33 protein-coding genes, 1 other RNA gene and 1 pseudogene are annotated in these 26,982 nt (G+C 64.5%); 21 read left to right on the top strand and 14 right to left on the bottom strand.

All coding sequences use genetic code 11. The features are described from left to right. Nucleotides 1-4: 4 nt before the first annotated feature. From GTW25_RS09785 to GTW25_RS09760, 6 genes are all read left to right on the top strand, one after another. On the top strand, nucleotides 5-796 hold the full coding sequence (locus tag GTW25_RS09785; protein WP_252911906.1) for an inositol monophosphatase family protein: 792 nt from the start codon (nucleotides 5-7) through the stop codon (nucleotides 794-796). Nucleotides 797-1,075: 279 nt separating this feature from the next. Next, nucleotides 1,076-2,101: a MotA/TolQ/ExbB proton channel family protein gene (locus GTW25_RS09780; protein ID WP_252911905.1), complete on the top strand. Its 1,026-nt coding sequence runs from the start codon at nucleotides 1,076-1,078 to the stop codon at nucleotides 2,099-2,101. Further along, nucleotides 2,102-3,133, top strand: coding sequence for a peptidoglycan -binding protein (locus GTW25_RS09775; RefSeq protein WP_252911904.1), 1,032 nt, complete (start codon nucleotides 2,102-2,104; stop codon nucleotides 3,131-3,133). A 33-nt stretch (nucleotides 3,134-3,166) separates the two neighbouring features. Further along, the gene (locus GTW25_RS09770) at nucleotides 3,167-4,816 is read left to right on the top strand and encodes an FAD-binding dehydrogenase (protein ID WP_252912058.1); all 1,650 of its coding nucleotides are present in this window, start codon (nucleotides 3,167-3,169) and stop codon (nucleotides 4,814-4,816) included. A 10-nt stretch (nucleotides 4,817-4,826) separates the two neighbouring features. Further along, nucleotides 4,827-5,975 (top strand): amidohydrolase, encoded by a 1,149-nt coding sequence (locus GTW25_RS09765; RefSeq protein WP_252911903.1) that lies wholly within the window; start codon nucleotides 4,827-4,829, stop codon nucleotides 5,973-5,975. A gap of 3 nt (nucleotides 5,976-5,978) precedes the next feature. Next, on the top strand, nucleotides 5,979-6,437 hold the full coding sequence (locus GTW25_RS09760) for an AAC(3)-I family aminoglycoside N-acetyltransferase (RefSeq protein ID WP_252911902.1): 459 nt from the start codon (nucleotides 5,979-5,981) through the stop codon (nucleotides 6,435-6,437). A gap of 11 nt (nucleotides 6,438-6,448) precedes the next feature. Here the strand turns inward: GTW25_RS09760 and GTW25_RS09755 are convergent, their stop codons facing one another. After that, entirely contained in the window at nucleotides 6,449-8,251 is a 1,803-nt protein-coding gene (locus GTW25_RS09755) for an ABC transporter transmembrane domain-containing protein (protein ID WP_252911901.1), read from the bottom strand. A 189-nt stretch (nucleotides 8,252-8,440) separates the two neighbouring features. Here GTW25_RS09755 and rpmE point away from each other — a divergent pair, with 189 nt between their 5' ends. Further along, nucleotides 8,441-8,662, top strand: a complete 222-nt coding sequence (gene rpmE / locus GTW25_RS09750) for a 50S ribosomal protein L31 (protein WP_252911900.1) — start codon at nucleotides 8,441-8,443, stop codon at nucleotides 8,660-8,662. A gap of 52 nt (nucleotides 8,663-8,714) precedes the next feature. Here the strand turns inward: rpmE and GTW25_RS09745 are convergent, their stop codons facing one another. Genes GTW25_RS09745 through GTW25_RS09735 form a run of 3 tightly spaced genes read right to left on the bottom strand, consistent with a single transcriptional unit; the run spans nucleotide 8,715 to nucleotide 10,951 of the window. Beyond that, nucleotides 8,715-9,923, bottom strand: coding sequence for a BaiN/RdsA family NAD(P)/FAD-dependent oxidoreductase (locus GTW25_RS09745; protein WP_252911899.1), 1,209 nt, complete (start codon nucleotides 9,921-9,923; stop codon nucleotides 8,715-8,717). Continuing rightward, nucleotides 9,924-10,202 carry an Rdx family protein gene (locus GTW25_RS09740; RefSeq protein ID WP_252911898.1) on the bottom strand — a complete coding sequence of 93 codons (279 nt, stop codon included), beginning with the start codon at nucleotides 10,200-10,202 and terminating at the stop codon, nucleotides 9,924-9,926. Beyond that, a complete protein-coding gene (locus GTW25_RS09735) occupies nucleotides 10,202-10,951 on the bottom strand; it encodes a YebC/PmpR family DNA-binding transcriptional regulator (RefSeq protein WP_252911897.1) in 750 nt (249 codons plus the stop codon). Before GTW25_RS09735 ends, GTW25_RS09740 begins: the two co-directional genes overlap by 1 nt. 164 nt (nucleotides 10,952-11,115) lie before the next feature. Between GTW25_RS09735 and GTW25_RS09730 the strand changes: the two genes are divergently transcribed. Next, nucleotides 11,116-11,910, top strand: coding sequence for an MBL fold metallo-hydrolase (locus tag GTW25_RS09730; RefSeq protein WP_252911896.1), 795 nt, complete (start codon nucleotides 11,116-11,118; stop codon nucleotides 11,908-11,910). Between the two features lie 43 nt (nucleotides 11,911-11,953). Here the strand turns inward: GTW25_RS09730 and GTW25_RS09725 are convergent, their stop codons facing one another. Together GTW25_RS09725 and GTW25_RS09720 are read right to left on the bottom strand one after the other, a co-directional pair. After that, complete coding sequence (locus tag GTW25_RS09725) at nucleotides 11,954-12,739, bottom strand: TerC family protein (protein WP_252911895.1); 786 nt, start codon at nucleotides 12,737-12,739, stop codon at nucleotides 11,954-11,956. 147 nt (nucleotides 12,740-12,886) lie between these two features. Beyond that, nucleotides 12,887-13,042, bottom strand: a complete 156-nt coding sequence (locus GTW25_RS09720) for a hypothetical protein (RefSeq protein ID WP_252911894.1) — start codon at nucleotides 13,040-13,042, stop codon at nucleotides 12,887-12,889. Between GTW25_RS09720 and GTW25_RS20680 the strand changes: the two are divergent. Beyond that, nucleotides 13,022-13,195, top strand: a pseudogene (locus tag GTW25_RS20680) (hypothetical protein); the annotation flags it as partial. The gene GTW25_RS09720 and the pseudogene GTW25_RS20680 sit on opposite strands and share 21 nt — an antisense overlap. Nucleotides 13,196-13,332: 137 nt before the next feature. Here the strand turns inward: GTW25_RS20680 and GTW25_RS09715 are convergent. From GTW25_RS09715 to ssrS, 3 genes are all read right to left on the bottom strand, one after another. Beyond that, a complete protein-coding gene (locus GTW25_RS09715; protein WP_252911893.1) occupies nucleotides 13,333-14,157 on the bottom strand; it encodes a TIGR00282 family metallophosphoesterase in 825 nt (274 codons plus the stop codon). Nucleotides 14,158-14,248: 91 nt separating this feature from the next. Then, nucleotides 14,249-14,836, bottom strand: coding sequence for a 5-formyltetrahydrofolate cyclo-ligase (locus GTW25_RS09710; RefSeq protein ID WP_252911892.1), 588 nt, complete (start codon nucleotides 14,834-14,836; stop codon nucleotides 14,249-14,251). An 82-nt stretch (nucleotides 14,837-14,918) separates the two neighbouring features. Further along, nucleotides 14,919-15,077: non-coding RNA, 6S RNA (gene ssrS, locus GTW25_RS09705), on the bottom strand. 248 nt (nucleotides 15,078-15,325) lie between these two features. On the opposite strand from ssrS, the gene GTW25_RS09700 reads away from it, so the two are divergent. From GTW25_RS09700 to GTW25_RS09690, 3 genes are all read left to right on the top strand, one after another. After that, nucleotides 15,326-15,589, top strand: coding sequence for a hypothetical protein (locus GTW25_RS09700; RefSeq protein ID WP_252911891.1), 264 nt, complete (start codon nucleotides 15,326-15,328; stop codon nucleotides 15,587-15,589). Nucleotides 15,590-15,717: 128 nt separating this feature from the next. Continuing rightward, the gene (locus GTW25_RS09695) at nucleotides 15,718-16,557 is read left to right on the top strand and encodes an AAA family ATPase (protein ID WP_252911890.1); all 840 of its coding nucleotides are present in this window, start codon (nucleotides 15,718-15,720) and stop codon (nucleotides 16,555-16,557) included. Between the two features lie 125 nt (nucleotides 16,558-16,682). Continuing rightward, nucleotides 16,683-17,132 carry a GNAT family N-acetyltransferase gene (locus tag GTW25_RS09690; RefSeq protein ID WP_252911889.1) on the top strand — a complete coding sequence of 150 codons (450 nt, stop codon included), beginning with the start codon at nucleotides 16,683-16,685 and terminating at the stop codon, nucleotides 17,130-17,132. Nucleotides 17,133-17,168: 36 nt separating this feature from the next. Here GTW25_RS09690 and GTW25_RS09685 read toward each other — a convergent pair whose 3' ends face one another. From GTW25_RS09685 to GTW25_RS09675, 3 genes are all read right to left on the bottom strand, one after another. Further along, the gene (locus tag GTW25_RS09685; protein WP_252911888.1) at nucleotides 17,169-17,597 is read right to left on the bottom strand and encodes a hypothetical protein; all 429 of its coding nucleotides are present in this window, start codon (nucleotides 17,595-17,597) and stop codon (nucleotides 17,169-17,171) included. 69 nt (nucleotides 17,598-17,666) lie between these two features. Continuing rightward, complete coding sequence (locus GTW25_RS09680) at nucleotides 17,667-18,728, bottom strand: TraB/GumN family protein (protein ID WP_252911887.1); 1,062 nt, start codon at nucleotides 18,726-18,728, stop codon at nucleotides 17,667-17,669. Beyond that, entirely contained in the window at nucleotides 18,725-19,678 is a 954-nt protein-coding gene (locus GTW25_RS09675; RefSeq protein WP_252911886.1) for a tyrosine recombinase XerC, read from the bottom strand. The genes GTW25_RS09680 and GTW25_RS09675 overlap by 4 nt, the downstream gene beginning before the upstream one ends. Nucleotides 19,679-19,755: 77 nt before the next feature. On the opposite strand from GTW25_RS09675, the gene rimM reads away from it, so the two are divergent. The 7 genes from rimM (at nucleotide 19,756) to GTW25_RS09640 (ending at nucleotide 24,300) form a co-directional block, all read left to right on the top strand. Next, nucleotides 19,756-20,286, top strand: coding sequence for a ribosome maturation factor RimM (gene rimM / locus GTW25_RS09670; protein WP_252911885.1), 531 nt, complete (start codon nucleotides 19,756-19,758; stop codon nucleotides 20,284-20,286). Continuing rightward, nucleotides 20,283-20,981 carry a tRNA (guanosine(37)-N1)-methyltransferase TrmD gene (trmD, locus tag GTW25_RS09665; protein WP_252911884.1) on the top strand — a complete coding sequence of 233 codons (699 nt, stop codon included), beginning with the start codon at nucleotides 20,283-20,285 and terminating at the stop codon, nucleotides 20,979-20,981. The genes rimM and trmD overlap by 4 nt, the downstream gene beginning before the upstream one ends. Before the next feature lie 186 nt (nucleotides 20,982-21,167). Further along, nucleotides 21,168-21,662, top strand: coding sequence for a 50S ribosomal protein L19 (gene rplS, locus GTW25_RS09660; protein ID WP_252911883.1), 495 nt, complete (start codon nucleotides 21,168-21,170; stop codon nucleotides 21,660-21,662). A 188-nt stretch (nucleotides 21,663-21,850) separates the two neighbouring features. After that, entirely contained in the window at nucleotides 21,851-22,162 is a 312-nt protein-coding gene (locus GTW25_RS09655) for a hypothetical protein (RefSeq protein WP_252911882.1), read from the top strand. Nucleotides 22,163-22,416: 254 nt separating this feature from the next. Next, on the top strand, nucleotides 22,417-22,923 hold the full coding sequence (locus tag GTW25_RS09650) for a GNAT family N-acetyltransferase (protein ID WP_252911881.1): 507 nt from the start codon (nucleotides 22,417-22,419) through the stop codon (nucleotides 22,921-22,923). An 88-nt stretch (nucleotides 22,924-23,011) separates the two neighbouring features. Beyond that, nucleotides 23,012-23,545: an inorganic diphosphatase gene (gene ppa / locus GTW25_RS09645; protein ID WP_252911880.1), complete on the top strand. Its 534-nt coding sequence runs from the start codon at nucleotides 23,012-23,014 to the stop codon at nucleotides 23,543-23,545. A 20-nt stretch (nucleotides 23,546-23,565) separates the two neighbouring features. Further along, nucleotides 23,566-24,300, top strand: coding sequence for a class I SAM-dependent methyltransferase (locus GTW25_RS09640; RefSeq protein ID WP_252911878.1), 735 nt, complete (start codon nucleotides 23,566-23,568; stop codon nucleotides 24,298-24,300). On the opposite strand, the gene GTW25_RS09635 is transcribed toward GTW25_RS09640, so the two are convergent. After that, a complete protein-coding gene (locus tag GTW25_RS09635) occupies nucleotides 24,292-24,876 on the bottom strand; it encodes a hypothetical protein (protein ID WP_252911876.1) in 585 nt (194 codons plus the stop codon). The genes GTW25_RS09640 and GTW25_RS09635 overlap by 9 nt on opposite strands. Further along, nucleotides 24,873-25,472 carry a bifunctional nicotinamidase/pyrazinamidase gene (gene pncA / locus GTW25_RS09630; RefSeq protein ID WP_252911875.1) on the bottom strand — a complete coding sequence of 200 codons (600 nt, stop codon included), beginning with the start codon at nucleotides 25,470-25,472 and terminating at the stop codon, nucleotides 24,873-24,875. Before pncA ends, GTW25_RS09635 begins: the two co-directional genes overlap by 4 nt. A 119-nt stretch (nucleotides 25,473-25,591) precedes the next feature. Here pncA and GTW25_RS09625 point away from each other — a divergent pair, with 119 nt between their 5' ends. Continuing rightward, complete coding sequence (locus GTW25_RS09625; protein WP_252911874.1) at nucleotides 25,592-26,755, top strand: M20 aminoacylase family protein; 1,164 nt, start codon at nucleotides 25,592-25,594, stop codon at nucleotides 26,753-26,755. After that, nucleotides 26,752-26,979, top strand: coding sequence for a hypothetical protein (locus GTW25_RS09620; RefSeq protein WP_252911873.1), 228 nt, complete (start codon nucleotides 26,752-26,754; stop codon nucleotides 26,977-26,979). The genes GTW25_RS09625 and GTW25_RS09620 overlap by 4 nt, the downstream gene beginning before the upstream one ends. Nucleotides 26,980-26,982 lie beyond the last annotated feature (3 nt).

Genomic DNA, 26,982 nt, shown 5'->3' with positions numbered 1-26,982 from the left:
AAAAATGGCACGTTCCGCCCTTCTCAACGTCATGGTCCAGGCCGCAATGAAGGCCGGGCGCTCGCTTGCCCGAGATTTCGGCGAGGTGCAGAATTTGCAGGTCTCGCTCAAGGGACCGGGCGACTATGTGAGCCAGGCCGACCGCAAGGCCGAGGAGATCATCCACGCGGAACTGTCGCGCGCGCGGCCGGGCTATTCCTTCCTGATGGAAGAGCGCGGCGCGATCGAGGGCGATGACGGCCAGCACACATGGATCGTCGACCCGCTCGACGGCACGACGAACTTCCTGCACGGCATTCCGCTCTTCGCGATCTCGATCGCGCTGGAGCGTCAGGGCCAGATCGTGGCCGCCGTCGTCTACAACCCGGCGATGGACGAGCTCTACACCGCCGAGCGCGGCGGCGGGGCGTTCATGAACGATCGCCGCTTGCGCGTCGCGGCGCGCTCGAAACTGTCCGATTGCGTCATCGCAAACGGCATTCCGCATCTGGGGCGCGGCCATCACGGCAAGGCGCTGGTCGATTTGCGCAACGTCATGGGCGAAGTGTCGGGCATCCGCCGCATGGGCGCGGCCTCGCTCGATCTCGCTTATGTCGCCGCCGGGCGTTTCGACGGATACTGGGAAGACGGTCTGGCTGCCTGGGACATGGCGGCCGGCCTGCTTCTGGTGCGCGAGGCGGGAGGCTTTGCTTCCGACCGCGACGGCGGGCAGGACGTTCTGGCAGGCGGATCGGTCGTCGCCGGCAACGAGCAAATCCACAAGACGCTGTTGAAGACGCTCGCCAAGCCGGTGTGATTCAGTCGGGCTCACGTCGTCATCCTCGGCCTTATGCCGAGGATCTGCGCCGATCCTTGAAGTATACGGCATGCGTGACGAATTCGACGTGACCAGATGCTCAGGGACAGGCCCGAGCATGACGGCTTTGCGGGTTTGACGACCTCGCCAATCCGAGGACGTAATCCGGCGATAGTTGGGCAATGCGTGCGAACTCGCGCACACATCCTTTCAATTTCGCCATGATTGCGTTTAAGGTCGTGACCGAATTTCAAGCGGCACGAATCCGGGGCACGCGGCATGGCCTTTCTGAGAACTCTGGGTGCTGACGACAGCGTCGACGACGCGGATTACGATCCGCGCGGCCTGTCCAGTCCCCAGGTCTTCCTGTTCTCGATGATCATCTTCCTGGTGATCGTCGGCTTCATCGCGGCGATCCTCTATCGCCAGATTTCGGCGGCCTTCCAGACCAATCCGGGCCTGAACGGCCTGATCTTCGGCGTGCTGCTGATCGGCATCCTGCTGGTCTTCGGGCAGGTGATCCGGCTGTTCCGCGAAATCCGCTGGGTCAATTCCTTCCGCGCCGGATCGGCCGAGACGGAGCCCGTGCTGCTCGCCCCGATGAAAGCGCTGCTGTCGCGTTCGACCACCATGGCGCTCTCGACCACGACGCTGCGCTCGATCCTCGATTCGATCGCCACCCGCCTCGATGAAAGCCGCGACATCTCGCGCTATTTGATCGGGCTTCTCGTCTTTCTCGGCCTGCTCGGCACCTTCTGGGGCCTGCTCCAGACCATCGGCTCGATCTCGACCACCATCCAGACGCTCGATCCGGGCACCGGCAGCCCGAGCGACACGCTCGCGACTTTGCAGGCGGGGCTTTCCGCGCCGCTGTCGGGCATGGGCACGGCGTTCTCGTCCTCGCTGTTCGGCCTGTCCGGTTCGCTGGTGCTCGGCTTCCTCGATCTTCAGGCGGGGCGCGCGCAGAACCGGTTCTATGTCGAACTCGAAAACTGGCTGTCGTCGGTCACCGATCTCGGCTCCGATCTGTCGGTCGTCGATCCGCTGAAGGCCAACTCGGCCGAGGAGATCAAGGCGATGTCGGAACGGCTGCGCCTGATGCAGGAACAGGGCGGCGGCGCGAACCCGCGCGTGGCGGCGGCGATGGCGAACCTTGCCGACGGCATCTCGGGACTGGTCAAGAACATGCGCTCCGAACAGCAGATGATGCGCGACTGGGTGGAGACCCAGGCGAACGAGCAGCGCGAGATGCGCGCCACGCTCGACCGCATCGCCGGCGCGCTCGAAAAGCAGGACCGGCACTAAATGGCGCTTGCGCGGGGCAGACGCAGTCAGCGTCATGTCGACTACTGGCCCGGCTTCGTCGACGCCCTGTCGACGCTGCTTCTGGCCATCATGTTCCTCTTGTCGGTGTTCGTGCTGGCGCAGTTCCTGCTTTCACAGGAGATCAGCGGACGCGATCAGGCGCTGGTCCGGCTCAACGCGCAGATCAACGAACTGACCCAGCTTCTGGCGCTCGAACAATCGAACACGCAGGACATGGAGGACGCGCTTTCCTCGCTCCAGGCGTCTTTGTCGCGGGCCGAGGGCGAGCGCTCGCGGCTCCAGCAATTGCTGGATGCAGGCGCTGGCGCAGGCGCCGAAACCGAGGCGCGGATCGGCTCGCTGACCGGCGAACTCGACGACGAACGCCAGATCTCGCAGCGCGCGCTTTCACAGGTCGAGCTTCTGAACCAGCAGATCGCCGCCCTGCGCAGCCAGATCGGCGCGCTGGAAGCTGCCCTCGACGTGTCCGAGGCGCGCGATCAGGAATCGAGCGCGCGGATCGCCGATCTCGGCCGGCGGCTGAACGTCGCGCTCGCCCAGCGCGTGCAGGAACTGAACCGCTATCGCTCGGACTTCTTCGGCCGGCTGCGTGAAATCCTCTCCGACCGCGAGAATATCCGCATCGTCGGCGACCGGTTCGTCTTCCAGTCCGAAGTCCTGTTTCCGGTGGGAGCCGACGTGATCAACCCGGCCGGCCAGCAGGAAATGACGACACTGGCCGGAGCGGTGCTCGATCTCCAGCGCGAGATACCGCCGGAAATCAACTGGGTATTGCGCGTCGACGGCCACACAGACAACGTGCCGCTGTCGGGCACGGGCCGCTTCCGCGACAATTGGGAACTGTCGGCCGCACGCGCCATCTCGGTGGTGAAGTTTCTCGTCGCGCAAGGCGTCCCGGCCGACCGGCTCGTCGCCGCCGGCTTCGGCGAATTCCAGCCGCTCGACACGGCCGACACCCCCGAAGCACGCGACCGCAACCGGCGGATCGAGCTGAAGCTGACGGAGAGATAGGCGCGGGAAACAGGCCACGTATCGGGGGGAGCGATTATGGACGCGGACGCAATCATCATCGGCGGCGGGCTGGCCGGGCTCGCGGCAGCCGCCGAACTCGGCGATCGTGGCAAGCGTGTGATCGTGCTTGAGCAGGAAGGGGCGAACTCGCTCGGCGGACAGGCCTTCTGGTCGCTCGGCGGGCTCTTCATGATCGATACGCAAGAGCAGCGGCGCATGCGCATTCGCGACAGCCGGGAGCTTGCCGCATCGGACTGGGCCGGATCGGCGGGATTCGACCGGGACGTGGATTTCTGGCCGCGACGCGTCGCCGACGCCTATCTCGACTTCGCTGCCGGCGAGATGCGCGCATGGCTTTACCAGATGGGCATGCGCTGGTTTCCGGTTGTCGGCTGGGCCGAGCGCGGCGGATCGCTCGCCACAGGTCACGGCAACTCCGTGCCGCGCTTTCACCTGACATGGGGAACCGGGCCGGGCGTGGTCGAACCGTTCGAAAAGCGCGTGCGCGCGCATGTCGATGCGGGGCGCATCGAATTGAAGTTCCGCCATCGCGCAAGCCGGCTGTTGAAGACGAATGGTGCCGTGACGGGCGTTGCCGGCGAGGTGCTGGCCCCATCCACGGTCGGGCGCGGCGCGCGATCCTCCCGCGAGGTGGCCAGCGACTTCGAACTATCTGCCGGGGCGATCATCGTCACCTCCGGCGGAATCGGCGGCGATCATGATCTGGTGCGGCGGAACTGGCCCGCAGACCGGCTCGGCCCCGCGCCGAAGACGATGGTTGCCGGCGTGCCGCACCATGTCGATGGGCGGATGATCGGCATCGCGCGCGAGGCGGGTGCCGCTATCATCAACGAGGACCGGATGTGGCACTACACGGAGGGCCTGAAGAACTGGAACCCGATCTGGCCGAACCACGGCATCCGCATCTTGCCCGGCCCGTCCTCACTCTGGTTCGACGCCTTCGGGACACGCCTCGAAGCACCGTGCATGCCCGGTTTCGATACGCTGGCGACGCTGAAGCGCATCCTCGCCACAGGGCGCGATCATTCCTGGTTCGTGCTGACGCAGAAGATCATCGAAAAGGAATTCGCGCTGTCGGGCTCCGAGCAGAACCCGGACCTGACCTCGAAGGAATGGACGCAGGTGGTGAAAAGCCGGCGTGGCAGGGGTGCGCCGCCGCCGGTCGAGGCGTTCAAGAGCAAGGGCGCGGACTTCGTCGTTTCATCCTCGCTCGGCGAACTCGTCGCGGGCATGAACCGGCTTATCGGCGAAGATCTGATCGACCACGGCCGGCTCGAGGCGCAGATCGCCGCGCGCGACCGGCAGATCGACAATCCCTTCGCCAAGGACGCGCAGGTGACCGCCATTCGCGGCGCGCGCGCCTATCTAGGCGACCGGCTGATCCGTACGGCGAAGCCGCACAGAATTCTCGATCCGGCGAACGGCCCGCTGATCGCGGTGCGGCTCAACATTCTGACGCGCAAGACGCTTGGCGGCATCCATACCGACCTCGACGGACGTGTTCTGGGCGCGAATGGAGAAGCGATGCAGGGCCTTTTCGCGGCTGGCGAGGCGGCCGGGTTTGGCGGCGGGGGCTATCACGGATACAACGCGCTCGAAGGCACCTTCCTCGGCGGCTGCATCTTTTCCGGCCGCAATGCGGGGCGCAAGGCAGCGGACTGAAAGAGACATCATGCAACTAACCAACAGCGACATCGCGGACCTGACAAAATGGCGGCAAAAGCTGCATCGGCAGCCCGAAATTTCCAACGAGGAGGAAAAGACGGCGCTGGAAGTCGTCTCCTTCCTGACGCCGACGGAACCGGACGAAATCCTGACCGGGCTCGGCGGACATGGCGTTGCCGCCGTTTACGACAGTGGCAAGCCGGGACCGACGCTGCTTTTCCGCTCCGAACTCGACGCGCTCCCGATCGAGGAACTCGGCAACGTACCGCACAAATCGGAAATACCCGGCAAGTCGCATATGTGCGGCCATGACGGTCACACGGCGATCCTCGCCGCGCTCGGCCGGGTATTCGGCCGCGAGCGTCCGGCGTCCGGCCGCGTCGTCCTGATGTTCCAGCCGGCGGAGGAAACCGGCGACGGGGCGGCTGGCGTCGTCGCCGATCCGCGCTACGGGACCATCCTGCCGAACTTCGCGTTTTCGCTGCACAATCTGCCGGGCGTGCCCTTCGGGCAAGTGCGTATCAGGGATGGCGTGGTGAATTGCGCCTCGCGCGGCATGCGGATCGAGCTGACGGGCAAAACCGCGCATTCCTCGATGCCCGAAACGGGCATTTCGCCGATGCAGGCCGTCGCCGATCTGATGCCGGCGCTTGCGGCGCTTGGCGGCGGGCGGTTCGATGAGGATGGGTTCGCCATGGTGACGGTGACGCATGCGACTATGGGCGAAGCGGTCTTCGGCATCGCGCCGGGCCATGCCGAAATCCGCGCGACGCTGCGCACCCGGCTCGACGGGCGCATGGCGGCTTTGTGCGAACAGGCCGAAGCGCTGGCGAAGGGCACGGCGGAACGGTCCGGTCTCGGGCTCAAGATCGATTATCACGAGATTTTCGTCGCCTCGCTGAATGCGCCGCAAGCCGCCGATCATCTGCGCCGCGCGATGGACGATGAGGGCATTGCGCATGACGACAAGGATTTGCCGATGCGCGCGTCGGAGGATTTCGGTGCATTCGGGCAGCGCGCGAAATCGGCGATGATGTTCCTCGGCGCGGGCGAGACGTACCCGCAGCTTCACAATCCCGACTACGATTTTCCCGACGATCTGATCCCGATCGGCGCACGGATATTCCTGCGCGCCGCGAAGAACATTCTGGGGTGACCGATGACCGCGCCACACATTCGACGGCTTGCCGCCGGTGACGAACCGCTCCTGCGCAAGCTGAACCGGCTCTTTGCAACCGCCTTCGACGACCCGGAGAGCTACGCTTCGAAGCCTCCCGCCGACACCTATCTTTCGGCTTTGCTCGCCAAGGACCACGTCATCGCGCTGGTCTTAACTGACGGCGCGGAGGTAATGGGCGGTCTCGTCGCCTACGAACTCGAAAAGTTCGAGCAGGAGCGGCGGGAAATCTACATCTACGATCTGGCGGTTCCCGAACAGCATCGTCGGCGGGGAATCGCGACGGCGCTGATCGACGAACTGCGCGAGATCGCGGCGCAGCGCGGTGCGTGGGTGATCTATGTGCAGGCCGACTACGGCGACGATCCCGCCGTCGCGCTCTACACCGGCCTCGGCACCCGCGAGGACGTGATGCATTTCGATATTCCGGTGAAGCGCTGAGGCGGCTCTACTTACTCCGCCGCGCCCCTGAACGCCTCCGCCCCGACGTCGAACTGAAGCCGCGCGAGGCGGGCGTAGACGCCGCCTTTGGCGACGAGGCTGGCATGCGTGCCTTCCTCGACGATGCGGCCGGCTTCCATGACGAGGATGCGGTCGGCTTTGAGGACGGTTGCCAGCCGATGCGCGATGACGAGCGTGGTGCGGCCCTTCATCAGACGTTCGAGGCCGTTCTGAACGAGGGTTTCGCTTTCGGCGTCGAGCGCCGAGGTCGCTTCGTCCAGAAGCAGGATCGGTGCGTCGCGCAGGATGGCGCGGGCGATGGCCACGCGCTGACGCTGGCCGCCCGACAGCGTGACGCCGCGCTCGCCGAGCGCGGTTTCGAACCCCTGGTCCAGATTTCGGATGAAAATGTCCGCATGTGCCTCGCGCGCGGCGGCTTCGATTTCCGCTTCCGAAGCGCCGGGGCGGCCGAAGCCGATATTCTCGGCCGCCGTCGCGGCGAAGATCGTCACATCCTGCGGCACGATGGCGATGCGCGCGCGCAGTTCGGCCGGGTCGGCCCGCGCGACATCGACGCCGTCCACCATGACCGTTCCGCTGTCGGGATCGTAGAAGCGCAAGAGCAGCGAGAAGAGCGTCGACTTGCCCGCGCCCGACGGGCCGACGATGGCGACGGTCTCGCCGGGCTGCACCTTGAAGGACAGATCGCGCAAGGCCGACTGGCCCGGCCGGACCGGATAGGAGAAACCGACATGCGAAAATGCGATCTCGCCGCGCGGCGGTACGGGCAGCGGAGCGGGGTTGGCGGGAACGGCGACCATCGGCTTTTCCGCCAGAAGCTCGGTCAGGCGTTCGGACGCACCCGCTGCCTGCGCCAATTCGCCCCAGACTTCCGACAGGGCGCCGAGCGCGCCCGCCGCGAACACAGCATAGAGCAGGAACTGCGACAACGTGCCGGCGCTCATGTCGCCCGACAGTACGTCGCGCGAGCCGAACCAGAGAACAGCCACGATGGAGGAAAAGATCGTCAGGATCGCGACGAAAGTCAGGAACGAGCGGGCGAAGACGGACAGCCGCGCCGCCTCGAAGGCTTCCTCGACGGCGTTGGAATAGCGGCCCGTGACCAGCGCTTCGTTGGTGAACGCCTGCAAGGTGCGCACCGAACCGATCTGCTCGGAGGCATAGGCGGTGGCGTGGGCGAGCGTGTCCTGAGCGTGGCGCGACTTGGCCCGCACCGATCGCCCGAACGCCATCAGTGGCAGGACGATCAGCGGGATCGCGGCGATGACGAGTGCCGACAGTTTCGGGCTGGTGATGACCATCATCGTCAGCGCGCCGGTGCATAGGATGATGTTGCGCAGCGCGACGGAGGCGGTCGCGCCGAGCGCGGATTTGATCTGCGTCGTATCGGCCGTCAGCCGCGAGACGATCTCGCCGGACTGGACCGTGTCGAAAAAGCCGGGCGAGAGCCGCGCGACATGGGCGAAGACGGCGCTGCGGATGTCCGAGACGACGCGCTCGCCAAGCGTGATGACGAAATAATAGCGCCCGGCCGACGCGGCCGCGAGAACGACTGCGATGACGATCAGCATGGAAAAATAATTGCTGATCAATTGCCCGTCATGCGGCGCGAAGCCATGATCGATCATGCGCCGAACGGCGAGCGGCAGGGTCAGCGTGGTCAGCGCGGCGAGCGACAGGAAGAACAGCGCACCCGCCATCTTGCCGCGATAGCGCGTCATGTAGGGAAGCATGGAGCGCAAAGGGCGCAGCGAGCGGCGTCGGGCGTCGATGTCCGTTTCTGCGCGTCGCATGGCGTCCTTCCGCTCGGCGTCCGTTTTTCGCGCGGCGCTCTTGTGATTCAATTTCGGCTCCTGTATAGGCCAGCCGACGTTTTCAGAAGCCCTAGACCCTGGCGGTTAAGGCTTCAAGTGCCCGGAGCGGGCGCAATCGCCGCAGGCATTGGCTCCGTGCTCCCCACATTACAGTTAGGAACAGGATCGATGAAAGCCGACATTCATCCCGATTACCACAACATCAAGGTCGTCATGACCGACGGAACCGAATACTTCACGCGCTCCACCTGGGGCTCGGAAGGCGACACGATGAACCTCGACATCGACCCGACCACGCACCCGGCCTGGACCGGTGGCCAGCAGGGCCTGATGGATCGCGGCGGCCGCGTCTCCAAGTTCAAGAACAAGTTCGCCAATCTGGGTATCTAATCCGGACGCGATTTTGCGATTGCGAAAAACCCGCCCTCGTGGCGGGTTTTTTTTATTGCGCCCGCTCCGCAATACCCTGCCCCGCCGCCCAGCCGGACGACCATGCCCACTGGAAATTGTAGCCGCCGAGCCAGCCGGTCACGTCAACTACTTCGCCGATGAAATAGAGGCCGGGCACGGTTTTCGTCTCCATCGTGCGTGAGTTGAGGCCGCCCGTATCGACGCCGCCGAGCGTGACTTCGGCCGTGCGGTAACCTTCCGAGCCGGCGGGAAACACCTCCCAGCCTTGCAGGACGCCCGCAATCTCGGTCAAACGCCGGTCGCTCGCCTCGCCCATCGTTCCGCTCCAGCCTTGCGCCTCGCAAAAATAGGCGGCGAGCCGCTTGGGCAGGATATCGCCGAGCGCGGTCGCGATCGCGCGGCGCGGGTTTTCGCGCTTGGACGCGATCAGCAGCGCGGCGATGTCGGCGGTCGGCAAGAGCGCGATACGGATGGGGTACGTTTCGCGCCAGTAGGATGAAATCTGCAGGATGGCCGGGCCGGACAATCCGCGATGCGTGAACAGCAGCGCCTCGTCGAACGCCGTTTTGCCGCTGGAAATCCGCGCGTCGCTTGCCACGCCCGCGATTTCGCGAAAGCCGGCAAGCACATCCTCGCCGAAGGTCAAAGGCACGAGCGCGGGGCGGGTCTCGGCCAAAGCGAGGCCGAATTGATCGGCGATTTTGTAGCCGAGCCCGGTCGCGCCCATCTTCGGGATCGACTTGCCGCCGCAGGCGACGACGAAATTCCGGCACGAGATTTTGGCAGCGCCATCGCCGCCGAGCGTGAGTTTAAACGCGCCGTCGCGATGCTCGACGCGTTCGAGCGTCGTCCTCAGCCGCAATTCGCAAGCCGCGCGCTCCATCTCGGCAAGCAGCATCGCGACGATTTCCTTCGAGGAGCCGTCGCAGAAAAGCTGGCCAAGCGTCTTTTCGTGCCAGGCGATGCCGTGGCGCTCCACGAGCGCGATGAAGTCTTGCTGCGTATAGCGGCCGAGAGCTGATTTGGCGAAATGCGGATTGGCCGAGAGGAAATTGCGCGCCGTGGTGCCAAGATTGGTGAAATTGCAGCGCCCGCCGCCGGAAATGCGGATTTTCTCGCCCGGCGATTTCGCATGATCGATGATGAGCACGGGCCCGCCCCGGGAAGCGGCATGCGCCGCGCACATCATTCCCGCAGCACCTGCGCCGAGGATCACCGTGTCGAAGGTTTCCGTGCGCATCTACCGGTCGGAGTGGCCGAGATCACGTTCCGGCCAGACCACGTCGCGCACGCGCTGCTTGAGAATTTTGGCTTCGGGAAAACCGCCATCCTCAGTCCGGTCCCAGATCGTCCGGCCGTCGAGTTCGATGACGAAGATGCCGCCCGTACCCGGCACGAGCGCGACCTCGCCGATATCCTGCCCGAAGGTAGAGAGGAGCTCCTGCGCCATCCACGCCGCACGCAACAGCCAACTGCATTGCGTGCAATAGGTGATGCGGATGGCCGGGCCGGTGCCCATCAGGCGGCCGACAATTTGGCGAGCGTCGCTTCGTCGACCTCGAAATTGGCATAGACGTTCTGCACGTCGTCATCGTCGTCGAGGACGCCGATGAGTTTCAGAATCGACTGCGCCTTTTCCTCGTCCACAGGCGTGCCGGTCTGCGGACGCCAGATCGGCTTGACGCTTTCGGCCTCGCCGAGCGCGCTTTCGAGCGCGGACGTCACGTCGCCGAAATCCTCGAAGGCGCAATAGATCGTGTGGCCGTCGGCATCGGACTGAACATCCTCCGCGCCGGCCTCGATCGCGGCTTCCATGACCTTGTCGGCGTCGCCGGCTTCCGGCTTGTAGAAAATCTCGCCGACGCGATCGAACATGAAGGCGACGGAGCCCGATTCACCCATCGCCCCGCCGGACTTGGTGAAGGCGGCGCGGACGTTGGAGGCGGTGCGGTTGCGGTTGTCGGTCAGCGCCTCGACAATGATTGCGACGCCGCCCGGACCATAGCCCTCGTAGCGCACTTCCTCGTAATTATCGCCATCGCCGACGGACGCCTTGTTGATGGCGCGCTGGATGTTGTCCTTGGGCATGGACTGCGCCTTGGCGTTCTGCACGGCCAGGCGCAGGCGCGGGTTCATGGCGGGATCGGGCGTGCCCATCTTGGCCGCGACGGTGATCTCGCGCGCTAGTTTTGAGAACATCTTGGAGCGCACCGCATCCTGGCGGCCCTTGCGGTGCATGATGTTCTTGAACTGTGAATGGCCTGCCATGGCACCCCTGTCGAAGCGGTTTTGATGTTTTGAATTGCCGGCGCTTATAGTGAAAAGCCGACGCAACGTCCAGAAGCGAGCTTTCAGGCGCTCGCGCAAACGTGAGATGGCGCGAGCGCCGGGCGGGTTACGCTGCGGCATCGCCGCCATCCCGGAGTTCGCCCATGCGCCGCGCCTTCGCCTGCCTCGCCTTCCTTCTTACAGCCGGCACGGCATGGGCGCAGGATGCACCCGTTCCGAGCCAGTGCATGGCGATAGCCAATGCATTTCCCGCCGTCACCTTCGCATCGTTCACGCAGGCGCAGGCTGAAGTCGAAACGGTGACGATCACCTATGCCGGGCATTCGACCTATGTGATCGAGACGCCTGCGGGCGTCAGGATCGCGACGGATTTCTCCGGCGCCTACGGTGCCGATCCGCTGCCCGACGTGATCACGATGAACCGCGCGCACGGGACGCATTTCACGCTCAGCCCCGATCCGGACATCGACCACGTCCTGCCCGGCTGGGGCGACGACGGGCAACCGGCCCGACACGCGGTGGTCGTGGACGACGTCTATATCCGCAACGTGCCGACCGACATCCTGCGCTGGGGCACTATCGAGGAAGGCGGCAATTCGATCTTCATTTTCGAGGTCGCGGGCCTGTGCATCGGCCATGTCGGGCACCTGCACCATGCGCTCGCACCCGAGCACTACGCCGCCATCGGCCGGCTCGACGTGGTGATGGTTCCGATCGACGGCGGCATGACGATGTCGCTGAACGACGTGTCGGAGATCACGACACGGCTGCAATCTTCCATCGTCCTGCCGATGCACCGCTTCTCGACGCCCATCTCGACCTTCGCCGCGATGATCGGCGAAGGTTTTGCGGTGGACTATCGGGAGGGGCGCTCACTGGAGGTTTCCGTGCGGTCGCTGCCGCGACGGCCGACGGTGGTGATTCTGGAAGGGGTTTGAGGCGTCCCGTTCGTCATGTAGGTCGAGGCGAAAACGCCGCCGATTACCCTGACAGTTTCGGCGCGCTTTCATCCGGCTTCGCTGCATGTCCGCCGCCCTTTCGGCGGCGCGCCAGCATGTTGAGGCCTTCGACCAGCGCCGAGAAGCCCATCGCGGCGTAGATGTAGCCCTTGGGCACATGGAAGCCCATGCCTTCGGCGATCAGCGTCATGCCGATCATCAACAGGAACGCCAGCGCCAGCATGACGATGGTGGGGTTCTTGGCGATGAAATTGGCAAGAGGCGTCGCGGCGATGAGCATCACCGTCACCGTGACGATGACGGCGATATACATGATCGCGATATGCTCGGTCATGCCGACGGCGGTGATGATGGAATCGACCGAGAAGACGAGGTCGAGCAGCAGGATCTGGAAGATCGCCGCGCCCATCGTATTCGTCGCGGTACGGCCGACGATGTCTTCCTTGTGGTCCTCGGGATCGACCGTGTGGTGGATTTCCTTGGTTGCCTTCCACACGAGGAACAGGCCGCCGACGAGAAGGATGATGTCCTTCCACGAGAACGGCTCGCCGAACAGCGTGAAGACCGGCTGGGTCAAGCCCACGATGAAGGCGACCGTGGCGAGCAGCAACAGGCGCATGATCAGCGCCGCGCCGATGCCGAGCCGGCGCGCGCGTTCGCGTTGATGCTCGGGCAATTTGTTCGACAGGATCGAGATGAAGATGAGGTTGTCGATGCCCAGGACGACTTCGAGCGCGATCAGGGTTGCGAGCGCGACCCAGGCGGCCGGATCGTTCACCCAGTCGAAATAACCGGCAAGCCATTCCATTTTGAAAGCCCCAGCCGCAGGAAATCGGGTGCGGTGCCCGGATCAAAGCGTATGTGGCGGAAGAGGATGAAACGTCAACTCACAGGACATTTCCGAGGAACGGGATGACGTGAATGCGGGGGGATTTGGCGATCCGGGCTTGCCGAGCTAGGTTTCGAACGCCGAACGCGCACGCGAGGAAACGGCATGGACGAATTCGAAATCTATTGCGCGAACAAGACCGTGGAAGAGCGCGAGGCGCTCACGCCCGTTCGCGACCTTGTCCTGCAAACGCTGCCCGATTTGACGGAGGGGCGTGTTCATTTCTACCTTGCCCACTTCGTCGCGAGCCTACCCGTCGTAAAGCTGCATGTCGACGCCAAAGGAAAGGCGAACATGACATTTGCGACCGGCAGCGAGTTGAACGACCCGGGGAAAATATTGAAAGGCAAGAGCCTGTCCCGAACGATCAAGATCAAGTCGGCGACTTATCTCGACAAGCATCGCGCAGGGATCGCCGATCTAATTACCGAGGCATATGCGCTGCTAAAAAGCCGCGACAACGGCTCGGGCCGCCGCGCGTGCTCGGCCCCGACCAGCCGAGTCCCTGAACGTCAGTTCCAGAATGCGGGAACCGTCTCTTCGAGCCTGGGGCCGAGCCTGAGCGGCGCGATCTTTTCGGCCAGGCCGGTGCGATCGGAAATGTCGACGCCGACGCCGCAGATGGTGGCCGGGCCGGAGGCGGCCTCCATGCGCCCCTTCGGCACCTTGGAAAGAAACCGGTTGAGCGGCTCCTCCTTGTCCATGCCGAGCGAGGAATCGTAGTCGCCGCACATGCCGGCATCGGTGAGATAGGCCGTGCCGCCGTTCAGAATCTGGTGGTCGGCGGTCGGATGGTGCGTGTGCGTGCCGACGACGAGGCTGGCGCGCCCGTCGACGAAATGGCCGAAGCACATCTTTTCAGATGTCGCCTCGGCGTGGAAGTCGATGACCACGGCATCGGCCTGTTCGCCGAGCGGGCAGGCGGCGAGTTCCTCCTCGGCGCATTTGAACGGATCGTCGAGCTCCGGGTGCATGAAGACCCGGCCCATGATGTTGGAGACGAGGACGCGCGCACCGTTCTTCGCCATGTAGAGGCCGGTGCCGCGGCCGGGCGTGCCCTTGGGAAAATTGGCCGGGCGCAGGAAGCGCTCCTCGTGCGCGGCGAATTGCAGCGCCTCGCGCTGGTCCCAGACATGATTGCCGGTGGTAACGACATCCGCGCCGGCATCGATCGTCGAATGGAAGATGTCTTCCGTGATGCCGAAACCGCCGGCGGCGTTCTCGCCGTTGACGATCACGAAATCGAGCCGGAAGTCTGAAATCAGACCTGGCAGGCGTTCCCAGACCGCCGTGCGGCCCGACCGTCCCACCATGTCGCCAAGGAAAAGAAGTCGCATGCCCCCCTATAGACCATGATGGCGAAAAGTGGGAACCGGTTTTCGGACGACATCATAGTCGAACTTATTTTGCCGCATATCTGCGACTGCATCATGCTCCGAGCGGCTGAGGAAAGGCGCGCAACCCGCTTTCGGTGAGGATTTCGCCAAGCTGTACGTCATGTGGCTGCTCGGGCACCTCATCGACCTCCTGGCAATCGAAGGCGATGGCGACGAGGCGAGGCGTGTGTCCGTTCGCCTGCATGCGCTCGATGGCACGGTCGTAATAGCCCGCTCCGTAGCCTATGCGGTGGCCGCGCGCATCGAAGGCGGCGAGCGGCACGAGCATCAGTTCGGGGGTGAGTTCGGGTGCATCGGGACCCGGCCCCCATGTGCCGAACCCCATGTCGATCATCTCGCCGCCGCGTTTCAGTTCGCGAAAGACGATCGTCTGCTTGTCGATGATGGCGGGCAGGCAAAGCCGCACGCCCCGATCGGCAAGCGCGGCCATCAGGGGGCGCACATCGACCTCCGAGCGCATCGGCCAGAAACCGGAAACGACCATGCCCGGCGTCGTTGCGAGCCGATCGGCGGCGCGGGCCATGGAAATCGACGCCTCGATCCGCCATTGCGGCTCCAGCCCGTCCCGTCGGGCCAGCGCTTCCACACGCAGCGCCTTCTTCAGTTCACGATGGTTCATATGGATGCCCCTCCCGCCGGTCCTGCAAACTAGCCTGCAAAACCCTAACGGAAGGGTACGAAAGACGGTTGCGAAGGAAAAGCGGCGAACCACGACAACCGGTGGAGAGGTTCGATCCCGGGTGCCTACAAAGTAGGTGGGCGCCGTGTGTCCGAGCCCACGAGCCCGGCCAGGGACAGCTCCCTAGAGATCAGTAAGGCCCCGAGAATTAAGTTACTCCTGTCGGGAAGCACAGAACGCCATGCCCAATATAGGCCGCCCCGGGCGCGGACGCCAGAGCGACGCGTCGTTAAGTACTCGCATCTCGATTTCCATATCCGCTCATTCACGAACGCGCGAGAGGACGGGCGACACATCGTTCACCGAAAGCGCCATTATCAGCCGGCTAGCGTCAACCTAGATGTCTGGAACCGGACCCAACGATCCGGTTTCGAACCGGGCATCCTCCCAAGCTCCGCTTCGAAGAAAAGCAGATAAAGGACTTCAATCATGAACCGCATTCTTCTCGCTTCCGCTCTCGTGCTCGGTGTTTCGGGCGCAGCGATGGCCCAGCAGGCTCCCTACGTAATCGGTGATTTCTCCCCCGCCGTCGAGCGGTCGCTGAATCCGGGCGCCAAGGCCGAGCGTAACGTCTCGAACGTCGACACCACGACGACCGCCTCGATCACGACGCGTCAGAGCGACGTGAGCACGAACGCCGACCAGTCGACGGTCAACAACGTCTCGATCCCGCTGGAATATGGCGGCCGCTAAAACCGGTCCGCATATCGGCATTCCAAACCCCGTGGCGTTTGCGCCGCGGGGTTTTACGTTTGTGCCTGCTTGCATGCGCGCCGACGCGTCCTTAGGGTCGCCCCGATCTATCGCCACGGAGTTCGCGCATGCGTTTCGAAGGGACATCGTCCTATGTCGCCGACAAGGATCTGATGGTTGCGGTCAATGCCGCGATCGCGCTGGAGCGCCCGCTTCTGGTCAAGGGCGAGCCCGGCACCGGCAAGACGGAACTCGCCAAGCAGATCGCATCGTCGCTCGGCCTCGACCTTCTCGAATGGCACGTCAAGTCGACCACGAAGGCGCAACAGGGACTCTACGAATACGATGCCGTCTCGCGCCTTCGCGACAGCCAGCTCGGCGACGCGCGCTTCAACGATATTTCGAACTACATCAAGCACGGCAAATTGTGGGAAGCGTTTTCGGCCCCCGCCAAGGTCGTGTTGCTGATCGACGAGATCGACAAGGCCGACATCGAATTCCCGAACGACCTTTTGCAGGAACTCGACAAGATGGAGTTCCATGTCTACGAGACCGGCCAGACCGTGCGGGCGGTCAATCGCCCGATCGTCATCATCACCTCGAACAACGAAAAGGAACTGCCGGACGCTTTCCTGCGCCGCTGTTTCTTCCACTATATCCGCTTTCCCGAGGCCGAGACGCTGGGAAGAATAGTCGAGGTTCACTATCCGGGGATCAAGCAGGAGCTCGTCCGCGCGGCGCTGACGCAGTTCTACGAGGTGCGCGAGGTGCCGGGGCTGAAGAAGAAGCCCTCGACCTCCGAGGCGCTCGACTGGATCCGGCTGCTGGTATCCGACGACATCGACCCGGCGGACTTGAGGGCCGACCCGAAAAACGCTCTGCCCAAGCTGCACGGCGCATTGCTCAAGAATGAACAGGACGTGCACCTGTTCGAACGGCTGGCCTTCATGGCGCGCCGGCAGGGGTAGTCGTGCTTACCAATGCGCGTGCGCGCCTTCCCTCACAATCTGGCGTAATGGTTTGTGCCCGTTGCCGGGTTTGACTTCCAGCCCCGCCGTGACACCGTTTCCATTTGAACAGGGGACACCGTGCAATGGCGACGAGCGATGTGACGATCCGGCGGATCGAGGCGGCTGATGAGACGGAATGGCGGCGTTTGTGGACCGCCTATCTGGAATTCTACGAGACGAGCGTTCCCGAGGACGTCTACCGAACCACCTTTGCCCGGCTTCTCGGCGACGGCGAGTTCGAACCGAATGGCTTTATCGCATCGAAGAATGGCAGTCCCGTCGGCCTGGTGCATTACATCCAGCACCGCACCTGCTGGTCGCAGAAGAACAATTGCTATCTACAGGACCTTTATGCCGATCCGGACGCGCGCGGAACGGGCATCGGGCGCGCGCTGATCGAGGCAGTCTATGAAGAGGCTGACCGGCTCGGTCTCGCCAACGTCTACTGGCTGACGCAGGAGCATAATGCGACGGCGCGCCAGCTTTACGATCGCGTGGCGCGGAACACGAAATACATCCGCTACATGCGCTGAACGAAAACGGCCCCCGAAATGGGGGCCGTTTTGCTGTTACTCAGCCGGGGCCGGCTGTGTCGCCGGAGCTTCGTCGGCAGGAGCCGGCGCGGTATCGCCGCCTGCCGGAGGCGTCGTCTCGGCGGGAGCTGTGGTGGCCGGGGCCTCGGTCGCCGGTTCGGTCGTGGCGGCCGGCGGAACTGCGCCATCCGTCGTCGCGGCCGGCTCTTCCGTCACCGCGCCATCCGGTGTGACGGCGGTATCGGTTGCAGGCGTCCAGTTCATGAACACAAGAAGGGCAACGACGATCGCGGCGGCAATGACGCCAAGGACGAGCGCATTCGAGCCGCCACGGGTGTTGTTGACAACCACCGTTTCGGCGGGTCTGGGCGCGCCGGTCACTGGATCGATGCGCGGCCTGCCGGCCGGATCGTGGGGATCTGTCGGGTTCGGCGAAACGGGGTCGCGGTCACGAGGGTCGGCCATGGTTCTGGCTCCTAAAGACATAAATCGTGATGGATAAACGTCCCTGAACCCACACGGTTCCGTGAGCGCCTATCGCGAGGAAATCGGCGTCACCTCGAAGCCCGCCTCGCGCAGGAGCGCGACGACACCTTCCTCGCCCGGAAGATGAAGCGCGCCGACGGCGACGAAGGCGTCGCCCGCGTCCAGATACGCCTTTACACGGTCTGCCATCGTTCGGTTGCGATCGGTGATGACCGATTGCTCGAAGCCGGCGATGGCGATGGCGTCATCCTCACCGCCCGGCAGCACCGCCTTGAAAAGCGGCCAGAAAAGTCCGGGTTCGCCGCGCTGGTGGATGACGATCATCGTTTCGATGATGTCGTCCACCCCGTCGCCGAGCGCGAGCGTGTCGACCAACGCGCGTATATGAAAATCGAGCGGCAGCGCCGCCATCGCGCCGAGTTGTTCGGCAGTGGTCTCAAGCCCCTCGACCTTCATTTCCGCTTCGCCGGCCCGGGTCGCGAGCGCGACGTCCAGAATTTCGTCGCCGGCAGCCTCGCGCGCCCGTTCGCATTCCGGCAGCACGACCATCGCCGCGATGATCCACGGCTTCATTTTGTCGAGCGAAGCGAGCGACAAGCCCCGCGCCTGCAAGGCGGTTTCGACCCTCTCGCGATCGTCTTCGCCAAGGAGCGAGGACAGCGTCGTCCGGTCGGTGAACATCGTCAGCTCGGGATTCTGCGCCATCGCGGCCATCATGGCGGCGGGGTCCAGAATGTCGGTCGTCTCGATGACGAGCACGCGCGCGGCGTCGAATGCCTTTTGAGCATCGGGCGGCAGCGTCGTGATGCGCGGATCGGTAACGTGCATCGTGCCGTAAAGATGCGACACCGCACCTGCGGGCGTTTCGATCCGCCACAGCATCGCCTCGCCGTTGACGCTCGCATCAGCCTCGCTACGCAGGCTTTGCCAGGCATCGGGGTCGTCGCGTTCCATCGCGGCGAGCATGTCGGTTCCGGTGCAGACAGGCTCGGCGCGCGCCGATGTCAGCGCCAAGACGAGAATGAGGACGAAGCTGGAGAATACGAGCGTCGTCAGCGCCGCGATCAACCGCAGGGCCGCCTCGGCAATACGGTCGGGATGGATCGTCATGCGGCACTCCTTCGCCCGCGCGGATGGGCCTTGTCGTAGATTTCGAGAAGCCGCGCCGAATCGACACCGGTATAGATCTGCGTGGTCGAAAGGCTGGCATGGCCCAAAAGTTCCTGGATCGCGCGCAGATCGCCGCCGCGCGCCAGAAGATGCGTCGCAAAGGAATGGCGCAGCGCGTGCGGCGTCGCGGTGTCGGCAAGGCCGAGCGCGGAGCGCATCTTCTTCATTTCGCGCTGGATGATGGCTGCGGCAAGCGGCCCGCCCTTCGCGCCGCAGAAAAGCGGCTTGTCCGCGTCGAGATGATAGGGGCAGAGCCGGCGATATTCGCCGATGGCGGCGAGCGCTGCCGGCAGGACCGGCACGAGTCGCGTCTTGCCCCCCTTGCCGATGATCCGCAGGATCGTCTCGGAGGCGTCGGACAGGTCGCCGCCGGTCAGGCCGAGCGCTTCGGAAATCCGCAGGCCGCAGGCATAAAGCAGCGTCAGGACGGCCGCATTGCGCGCGGCGATCCATGGTTCCTCGGCAAGCTGCCCGCCGCTCGAAACGACACGGCGTGCATCCGCCGCGGTCAGCGGCTTGGGCAGCGATTTCGGCTGTTTGGGCGAGCGCATCGCCGATGCGCCGGCCGAATTGACGAGGCCGCGCCGTTCGAGGAAGCGCAGCAGCGAGCGGATGCCGGCAAGTCCGCGCCCGAGCGTGCGTGCCCCTGCGCCATCGTTGCGGCGCGACGCTAGATAGGCGCGCAAATCCGCCGGGCGTAAATCCGCGATGTCGGATATGGCGGGCGGCGCGGCGAGATGCGCGGTCAGGAACCGGAAGAACTGGCGCGTGTCGCGTTCATAGGCTTCGACGGTCAGCGCGGCGAGCCGGCGCTCGAAGCTGAGCGATTTCAGCCACTCCTCGCGGGCGGTCTGAAGGTCGGGCCTGGCGATGACGAGAAATTCGGACATGGCCCATCTTCGCCTTGCAAGGTTGACAGGCGATGAAGGGCGGCGTTTGAAGCGTGCGATCGATGAAAGGTCGCAACATGAGCGAAAAAGTACTGATGGCGGTGATCGGCGCGCCGCACGGCGTGCGCGGCGAGGTGCGGGTAAAGACCTTCACCGGCGATCCGCTGGCGCTCGGCGATTACGGGCCGCTGTTCGACGCGGCGGGCAAGAGCTACACGATCCTCGATCTGCGGCCGTCGAAGACTGTCGTGGTCGCGAAGATCAGGGAAATCGGATCGCGCGAGGCAGCCGAGGCCGCGAACGGCACCGAGCTGTTCGTTTCGCGGGCCGCGCTGCCGAACGATCTCGACGAGGACGAATTCTACCAGGCGGACCTGATTGGGCTCGCCGCCGTCGACGATGCCGGCGCGCGTCTCGGCACGGTCAAGGCGATGCACGATTTCGGCGCGGGCGACATTCTGGAACTGACGCTGGCGACCGGCGGCACGGTGCTGATCCCGTTCACGAAGGCCGCCGTGCCGCGCGTGGCCGTCGCCGAAGGGCGGATCGAGATCGACGCCCATGCGGCCGGGCTGGTCGGCGGCGATGACGACGGACCGGACGAATGACCTTCCGCGCGACCGTCCTGACGCTTTACCCGGAGATGTTTCCCGGCCCGCTCGGCCTGTCTATGTCCGGTCGGGCGTTGGAAAAAGAAATCTGGGCGCTGGAGACGGTGCAGTTGCGTGATTTCGCGACCGACCGGCATCGCACGGTCGACGACACGCCTGCCGGCGGCGGCGCGGGCATGGTGCTCAAGGCCGATATCGTCGCGAAGGCCGTGGATCACGCTTCGCCCGTAGGCGACGAGCGCCCGCGCCTCCTGATGAGCCCGCGCGGCAAGCCGCTCACGCAGCCGCGTGTGCGCGAGCTTTCCGGCGGGCCGGGCGTGATGATCCTGTGCGGCCGCTTCGAGGGCGTCGACCAGCGCGTGATCGATGCGCGGGGCCTCGAGGAAGTTTCGATCGGCGACTACATCCTGTCGGGCGGCGAACTCGCCGCGCAGGTGCTTCTCGATGCGGTCGTGCGGCTTCTGCCCGGCGTCATGGGCAACGTGGCCTCCGGCGAGGAAGAAAGCTTCGAAAGCGGCCATCTGGAACACCCCCATTATACCCGCCCCGCCGATTTCGAGGGCATGCCGATCCCGGACGTGCTGACCTCAGGCAATCACGGCAGGATCGCCGCCTGGCGGCGCGAGCGGGCGCTCGACCTCACCGCCGAGCGGCGGCCGGACCTGATCGAGAAAATGACGCGCAAGACGTGACAAACCGCGCAAAGGCGTGTATGAGCGCCCCCGAGCCCGGATGTACGGTCCGGACCCGACAACAATTACTGACCATCGCTCCTGCCTTCCGGTTTTGCCGGTTCGCATAGTTCCACGGTCCAACGCGACTGGGGGAACGAGAGCCGAGCGCTCTGGCTGTTCGAAGAACAAGAAGAGGATACCGCGATGGACATCATCCGTCAGCTCGAGGCCGAACAGGCCGCCAAGATCGAAGAAAAGCGCACGCTCCCCGAATTCCAGCCGGGCGACACCGTCCGCGTCCAGGTGCGCGTCACCGAAGGCACGCGTACCCGCGTCCAGGCTTATGAAGGCGTGTGCATCGCGCGTTCGGGCGCCGGCCTCAACGAGAATTTCACGGTTCGCAAGATTTCCTACGGCGAAGGCGTGGAGCGCGTGTTCCCGATCTATTCGCCGCTGGTCGAGGGCGTCGAAGTCGTGCGCCGTGGCAAGGTGCGCCGCGCCAAGCTCTATTATTTGCGCGATCGTCGCGGCAAGTCGGCTCGCATCGTCGAGAATACCGGCGTGCGCGCCCGCAAGCTGAACGACGCCGAGCGTGAGGCCGCCGCCGCAGAGCGCGCCAAGCGCGAAGCCGAGAAGGTCGCCGCCGCCCAGGCGCTCGCCGCCGAAAAGGCCGCGCAGGACGCGGACACCAACGCGTAAGCGCGACGCGATATCGAATTGCCGGAACGGGCGCGGGATCATTTCCGCGCCCGTTTTGCGTTGCGTGTCCACCAGTATGGCGCGCTATCGGACGTGTCACGCATAATCATGACTGCTTTTGTCATGTTTTGCTTGCCTGTCGGAAAAGCCGCGTTAATGTGCCGCCGAAATCCACGATGGAGTTTGGCATGCACGAATATGAACGCAGGCAGGATCAGGCGCGCGAGCACATCCGCGCGACCATCATGAACGAATTCTGCGAGGTGATGCGCACGACCGGCCTGCCGCCGATGGTCGTCATGCGGCTGGCCGCACAGTCCGTGGGCAATATCTATCGCGAGATCGCCGCCGCCCATCGCGGCATCGAGCCCTGCCCGTGCGGATGGCAGCCGGTCGAGGCATCCGATATCGAGGTGTTGATCGCGGCCTTGCGCTGCGCGGCGCGGCCCGCACCACAAGTCACCGACTTGGGCGCAATGCGCGCCGCCGGCACCGCCTGAGGCCAGCCTGTCGCTTAAATGCCCGCCAGCTTCGATGGCGAGGCATGGATTCCTGGGACGAGCACAGGAATGACGATTGCATTGGTATCGATGCAAGCCTTGCGAAGCCGACGACTGGCATCGACCTCTCGGCCGTCATTCCTGTGCTCGTCACAAGAATCCAGGCCTCGCCATTCCAAACTGCAAAAACGGAGACGGCCAAAACACCTTCCCGCTTGCGGTCAAGCGGCGTCGCGGATTATGATTAACAAATCATGAAGACGCTCTCGATTGACATTCGCAAGGCCGACCCGCACGACGCGGAAGCGATCGCCGGCGTGCATCATGATGCCTGGGTCGGCGCCTATGCCGGCCTCATACCGCACACGGCCCTGAATTCCATGCTGTCCCGCAGGGGCGTGCAATGGTGGGAAAAGGCGATCCGCCGCGCCGCCAGCGTGCTGGTGGTCGAGATCGACGGCGACGTGGTCGGCTACGCCACACTCGGCCGCAACCGCGCGCGCGACCTGCCTCAGGACGGCGAGATCTACGAATTGTACCTCCTGCCCGAATATCAGGGCATCGGGCTCGGCACCCGCCTGTTCAAGGCCGCACGCGACCGGCTGAAGGCGCATGGCCTGACCGGGCTCGTCGTCTGGGCGCTGGAGGAGAACGAAGGCGCGCGCGCCTTTTACGAGGGCGCGGGCGGACGCGATGTTGCCGAAGGCGTCGAGATTTTCGACGAAAAGGCGCTGCGCAAGGTCGCCTATATCTGGAACTGATCCGCCGGATCGTCCCTTTCCATTGCAATGCAGCATTATCCGCGCTAACGCCTCTCGCAATCTCGAAACTTGCGAACAGGAATAAAATATGCGCCTCGACGCCATCTCCATCGGCGACAATCCGCCGGAAGACGTCAACGTCCTCATCGAAGTGCCGGCCGGCGGCCAGCCGATCAAATACGAGATGGACAAGGATGCGGGCGTGCTCGTCGTCGACCGCTTTCTCTACACCCCGATGCGCTATCCCGGCAATTACGGCTTCGTGCCGCACACGCTGTCGGAGGACGGCGACCCGATCGACGTCCTGATCTGCAACACCCGCGAACTGGTACCCGGCTGCGTCATCAATGTGCGCCCGATCGGCGTTCTGATCATGGAGGACGACGGCGGCAAGGACGAGAAGATCATCGCAGTGCCGTCGCCGCATGTGACGCGCCGCTACGAGAACGTCTTCAACCACACCGACCTGCCGGAGATCACGCTCAAGCAGATCGAGCACTTCTTCGAGCACTACAAGGATCTGGAGCCCGGCAAATGGGTCAAGATCGGCGGCTGGCAGGGTGCCGAAAAGGCCCGCGCCATGATCGTCGAAGCGATCGAGCGCGCCAAGGCGAAGGGCTGACACCGATCCGGGAGGCATCGTTGACGCAGAACATCTACGACGACGACGCCTTCCTGCAGGGCTATTGCCAACTGCCACGTTCCGTCCATGGGCTCGATGGCGCACCGGAATGGCCTTCCATGCGTGCGCTTCTGCCGCCCATTGACGGCTTGTCCGTCGTCGATCTCGGCTGCGGCTTCGGCTGGTTCTCGCGCTGGGCCGCAACGGCCGGCGCGAGCCGTATTCTCTCGCTCGACATCTCGCGGAACATGCTGGCGCACGCGCGGGCGCAAACATCGAGCGCGGCGATCGAATACGAGATTGCCGACCTCGAAACCCTCGACCTTCCGGATCGGGCATTCGACCTCGCCTACTCCTCGCTCGCCTTTCACTATGTCGCGGATTTCGGTCGGCTGGCACGAACGGTCCACCGAAGCCTGAAGCCGGGTGGGTCGTTGGTCTTCAGCATCGAACATCCCATCAACACCGCGCCCTCCACGCCCGGCTGGAGAAAAGACGGCGACGGCCGCGCCATCTGGCCGCTCGACGGCTATTTCCGGGAGGGACTTCGTCGCAATCACTGGTTCGTGGACGGCGTCGAGAAATACCATCGCACGCTCGGCACGACGTTCTCGGCACTGACCGGCGCCGGTTTCGACATCGATCATTTGGAGGAATGGCGGCCGAGCGCTGCACAGATCGCCGCCCATCCCGAATGGGAACAGGAACTCGACCGTCCCATGTTCCTTTTGATGCGCGCGAAGCGCTCAGCCTGAAACCAGAGCCCTTATCGCCGGATCGGCGATGACGCGCTCGTCCGACGCGCAATCGAAATCGCGTGTGGTCTCGTCAGCCAGTTGCCGGGCTTCCTCGTTGGCCTGTGCGTTTCCGGTCGCCATGACGAAGCCGACGAAACATCCCGTCCGGTCCTTGATGGTCGCAACCTTGCTGACGGCGAGGATTTCGAGATCGCGCGCTCCCTCCTCGCCGGTGCTGGCGAACCAGCGCTGAATGGCGGCGAACGGTGCTTCCGTGCGCTCCTGCCGGTCGATGCGCCATTCGATCCGGGAACCTGGACGATTGAAAGGGTGGAACCCCGCCTGGCGCGGCATGTCGCCTTCCGGCGGAAAGCCGTAAAAGGCGGTGTAGCGCAAATCGGTGTAGGCGAGGATGACGGGGTAGCCCTGATAGCCGGCGCAGACGAGGTCCGCCCAGTCGCCTTCGCCTGGCTCCGAGCCGCGATAGGCCGTGCAGTCGTCATAGCCGTCGAATTCCGTGTATTCGGAGACGATTTCGGCGCGAGCGACGGTGGCGCACAGAAGGCTTGCGGCGATGAGAAGAGCGCGCATCATGACAGCCGTACCCCTGCCTTTTCCATCTCTCCGATCATCGCCGCCAGCGAGCCGCCGAGATCGATGGCGCGACAGGCTTCCATCGCGACAGTGACCGAAAAGCCGAGCCGCACGGCGTCGAGCGCCGAATAGGCGACGCAGAAATCGGTGGCGAGGCCGACGAGCGTCAGTTTCGAAATGCCGCGCTCCTTCAGATAGCCGCCGAGCCCGGTCGGCGTCTTGCGGTCGTTCTCGAAAAAGGCGGAATAGGAATCGATGCCGGGGCGAAAGCCCTTGCGCACGATCAGTTCGGCGCGCGTCCACTCGAGTTCGGGATGAAAAGCGGCGCCCTTCGTGCCCTGGACGCAATGGTCGGGCCACAGCGTCTGCGGCCCGTAATCGGCCTCGACCGTCTCGAACGGGGTCTTTCCGTTATGACGCGAGGCAAAGCTCGAATGGCCGGCGGGGTGCCAGTCCTGCGTCAGGATTACATGCGGGGTCGCCTCGATCATACGGTTGACGACCGGCACGATCTCTTCGCCGCCCTCGACGGCGAGCGCGCCGCCGGGGCAAAAATCGTTCTGCACGTCGATGACGATCAACGCTTCCTCGGCCATGCCTGTCTCCTCTTGTGCGACGGGCCGCACCGTAACGGCAGGGCGGTGACGCGGCAATCTTTTCGGTTCCAACGTCACCCGATGCTGGCTAGGGTCGGCGCGACACAACGGAGCCCTTCATGCCCATCCTCAACCGCGTCAGCGACATGTATGACGAAATCGCCTTCTGGCGGCGGCATCTGCACCAGCACCCCGAAATCGGCTTCGAGGTGCATCAGACGGCCGAATTCGTCGCGCGGCGGCTGGAGGAATTCGGCGTAAACGAAATCCATCGCGGCGTCGGGCAGACCGGCGTGGTCGCCGTCATTCGCGGCCGCCATGGCGACGGCCCCGCAATCGCGCTGCGCGCCGACATGGACGCGCTGCCGATCGTGGAGGCGGGCGGCCAGCCCCATGCCTCGACGATCGAAGGCGCGATGCATGCCTGCGGCCATGACGGGCATACGGCCATGCTGCTCGGCGCGGCGAAATACCTGGCCGAGACGCGCAATTTCAAAGGAAACGTCGTGCTCGTGTTCCAGCCGGCGGAAGAAATCGGCAGCGGCGCGCGCGCGATGATCGAGGACGGCCTGTTCGACCGGTTCGGTATCTCCCATGTCTACGGGATGCACAACATGCCCGGCATTCCCGTCGGCGACATCGCGCTGAAGCGCGGTGCGATCATGGCGGCGTCGGCCAAGTTCACCATCCGGATCCACGGGCGCGGCGGGCACGCGGCGCGGCCGCACACGACCATCGATCCGATCGTCGTGGGCGCGCAGATCGTCGGCGCATTGCAGACCATCGTGTCGCGCACGGTCGACCCGATCGCACCCGCCGTCGTGACCGTCACGAGATTCGCGGGCGGCACCGCCGACAACATCATTCCCGAAGCGATCGAATTATGGGGCACGGCGCGGGCGCTGTCGATGGCGGACGCGCGCCACATCGAAGAGCGCGTCACCGCCATCGCGACGAAGACCGCCGAAGCTGCCGGCGCGCGCGTGGAAGTGGACTACAACCAGTCGATCCCCGTCACCGAAAACGATACCGACGAGGCGGCGTTTTGCACGCGCATCGCCCGCGAGGTCGTCGGCGACGCGCGCGTCGATGCCGAGACGGTTCCGGTGATGGCCGGCGAGGATTTCTCGCACATGCTGGACCGCAGGCCCGGAACGCTGGTCTTCCTGGGCAACGGCGCGTCGGCGGGTCTTCACCATCCCGCCTATGATTTTTCCGACGAGGCGATACCGGCGGGCGTCAGCTACTGGATCAGGCTGGTCGAAGGAAAGCTCTCACCATGAGCCAGGACGACAACGACAAGCGCGAATCGCGCCGCATCATCAACCGCGTCGGACAGGAAACCGAAGCCACCATGGCGCAGCGCGTGCGCGACCACATGGAGGGGCGAGACGCGGACCAGAACGACTGGGCTGAGGTCTGGGGCACACGGATCGGCCGCGCCATGGGCGTCGTGATCCTGCTGATCCTGTTGTGGTCCTTGTTCTCCATCATCACCGGCGGCTGAGAG

The sequence above is a fragment of the Aliihoeflea aestuarii genome, from assembly GCF_024105665.1.
In the GTDB taxonomy this organism is placed as follows: Bacteria; Pseudomonadota; Alphaproteobacteria; order Rhizobiales; family Rhizobiaceae; genus Aliihoeflea; species Aliihoeflea aestuarii.
The sequence above is the reverse complement of the archived record's forward strand: the minus strand, read 5'-3'. Positions and strand labels throughout refer to the sequence as shown.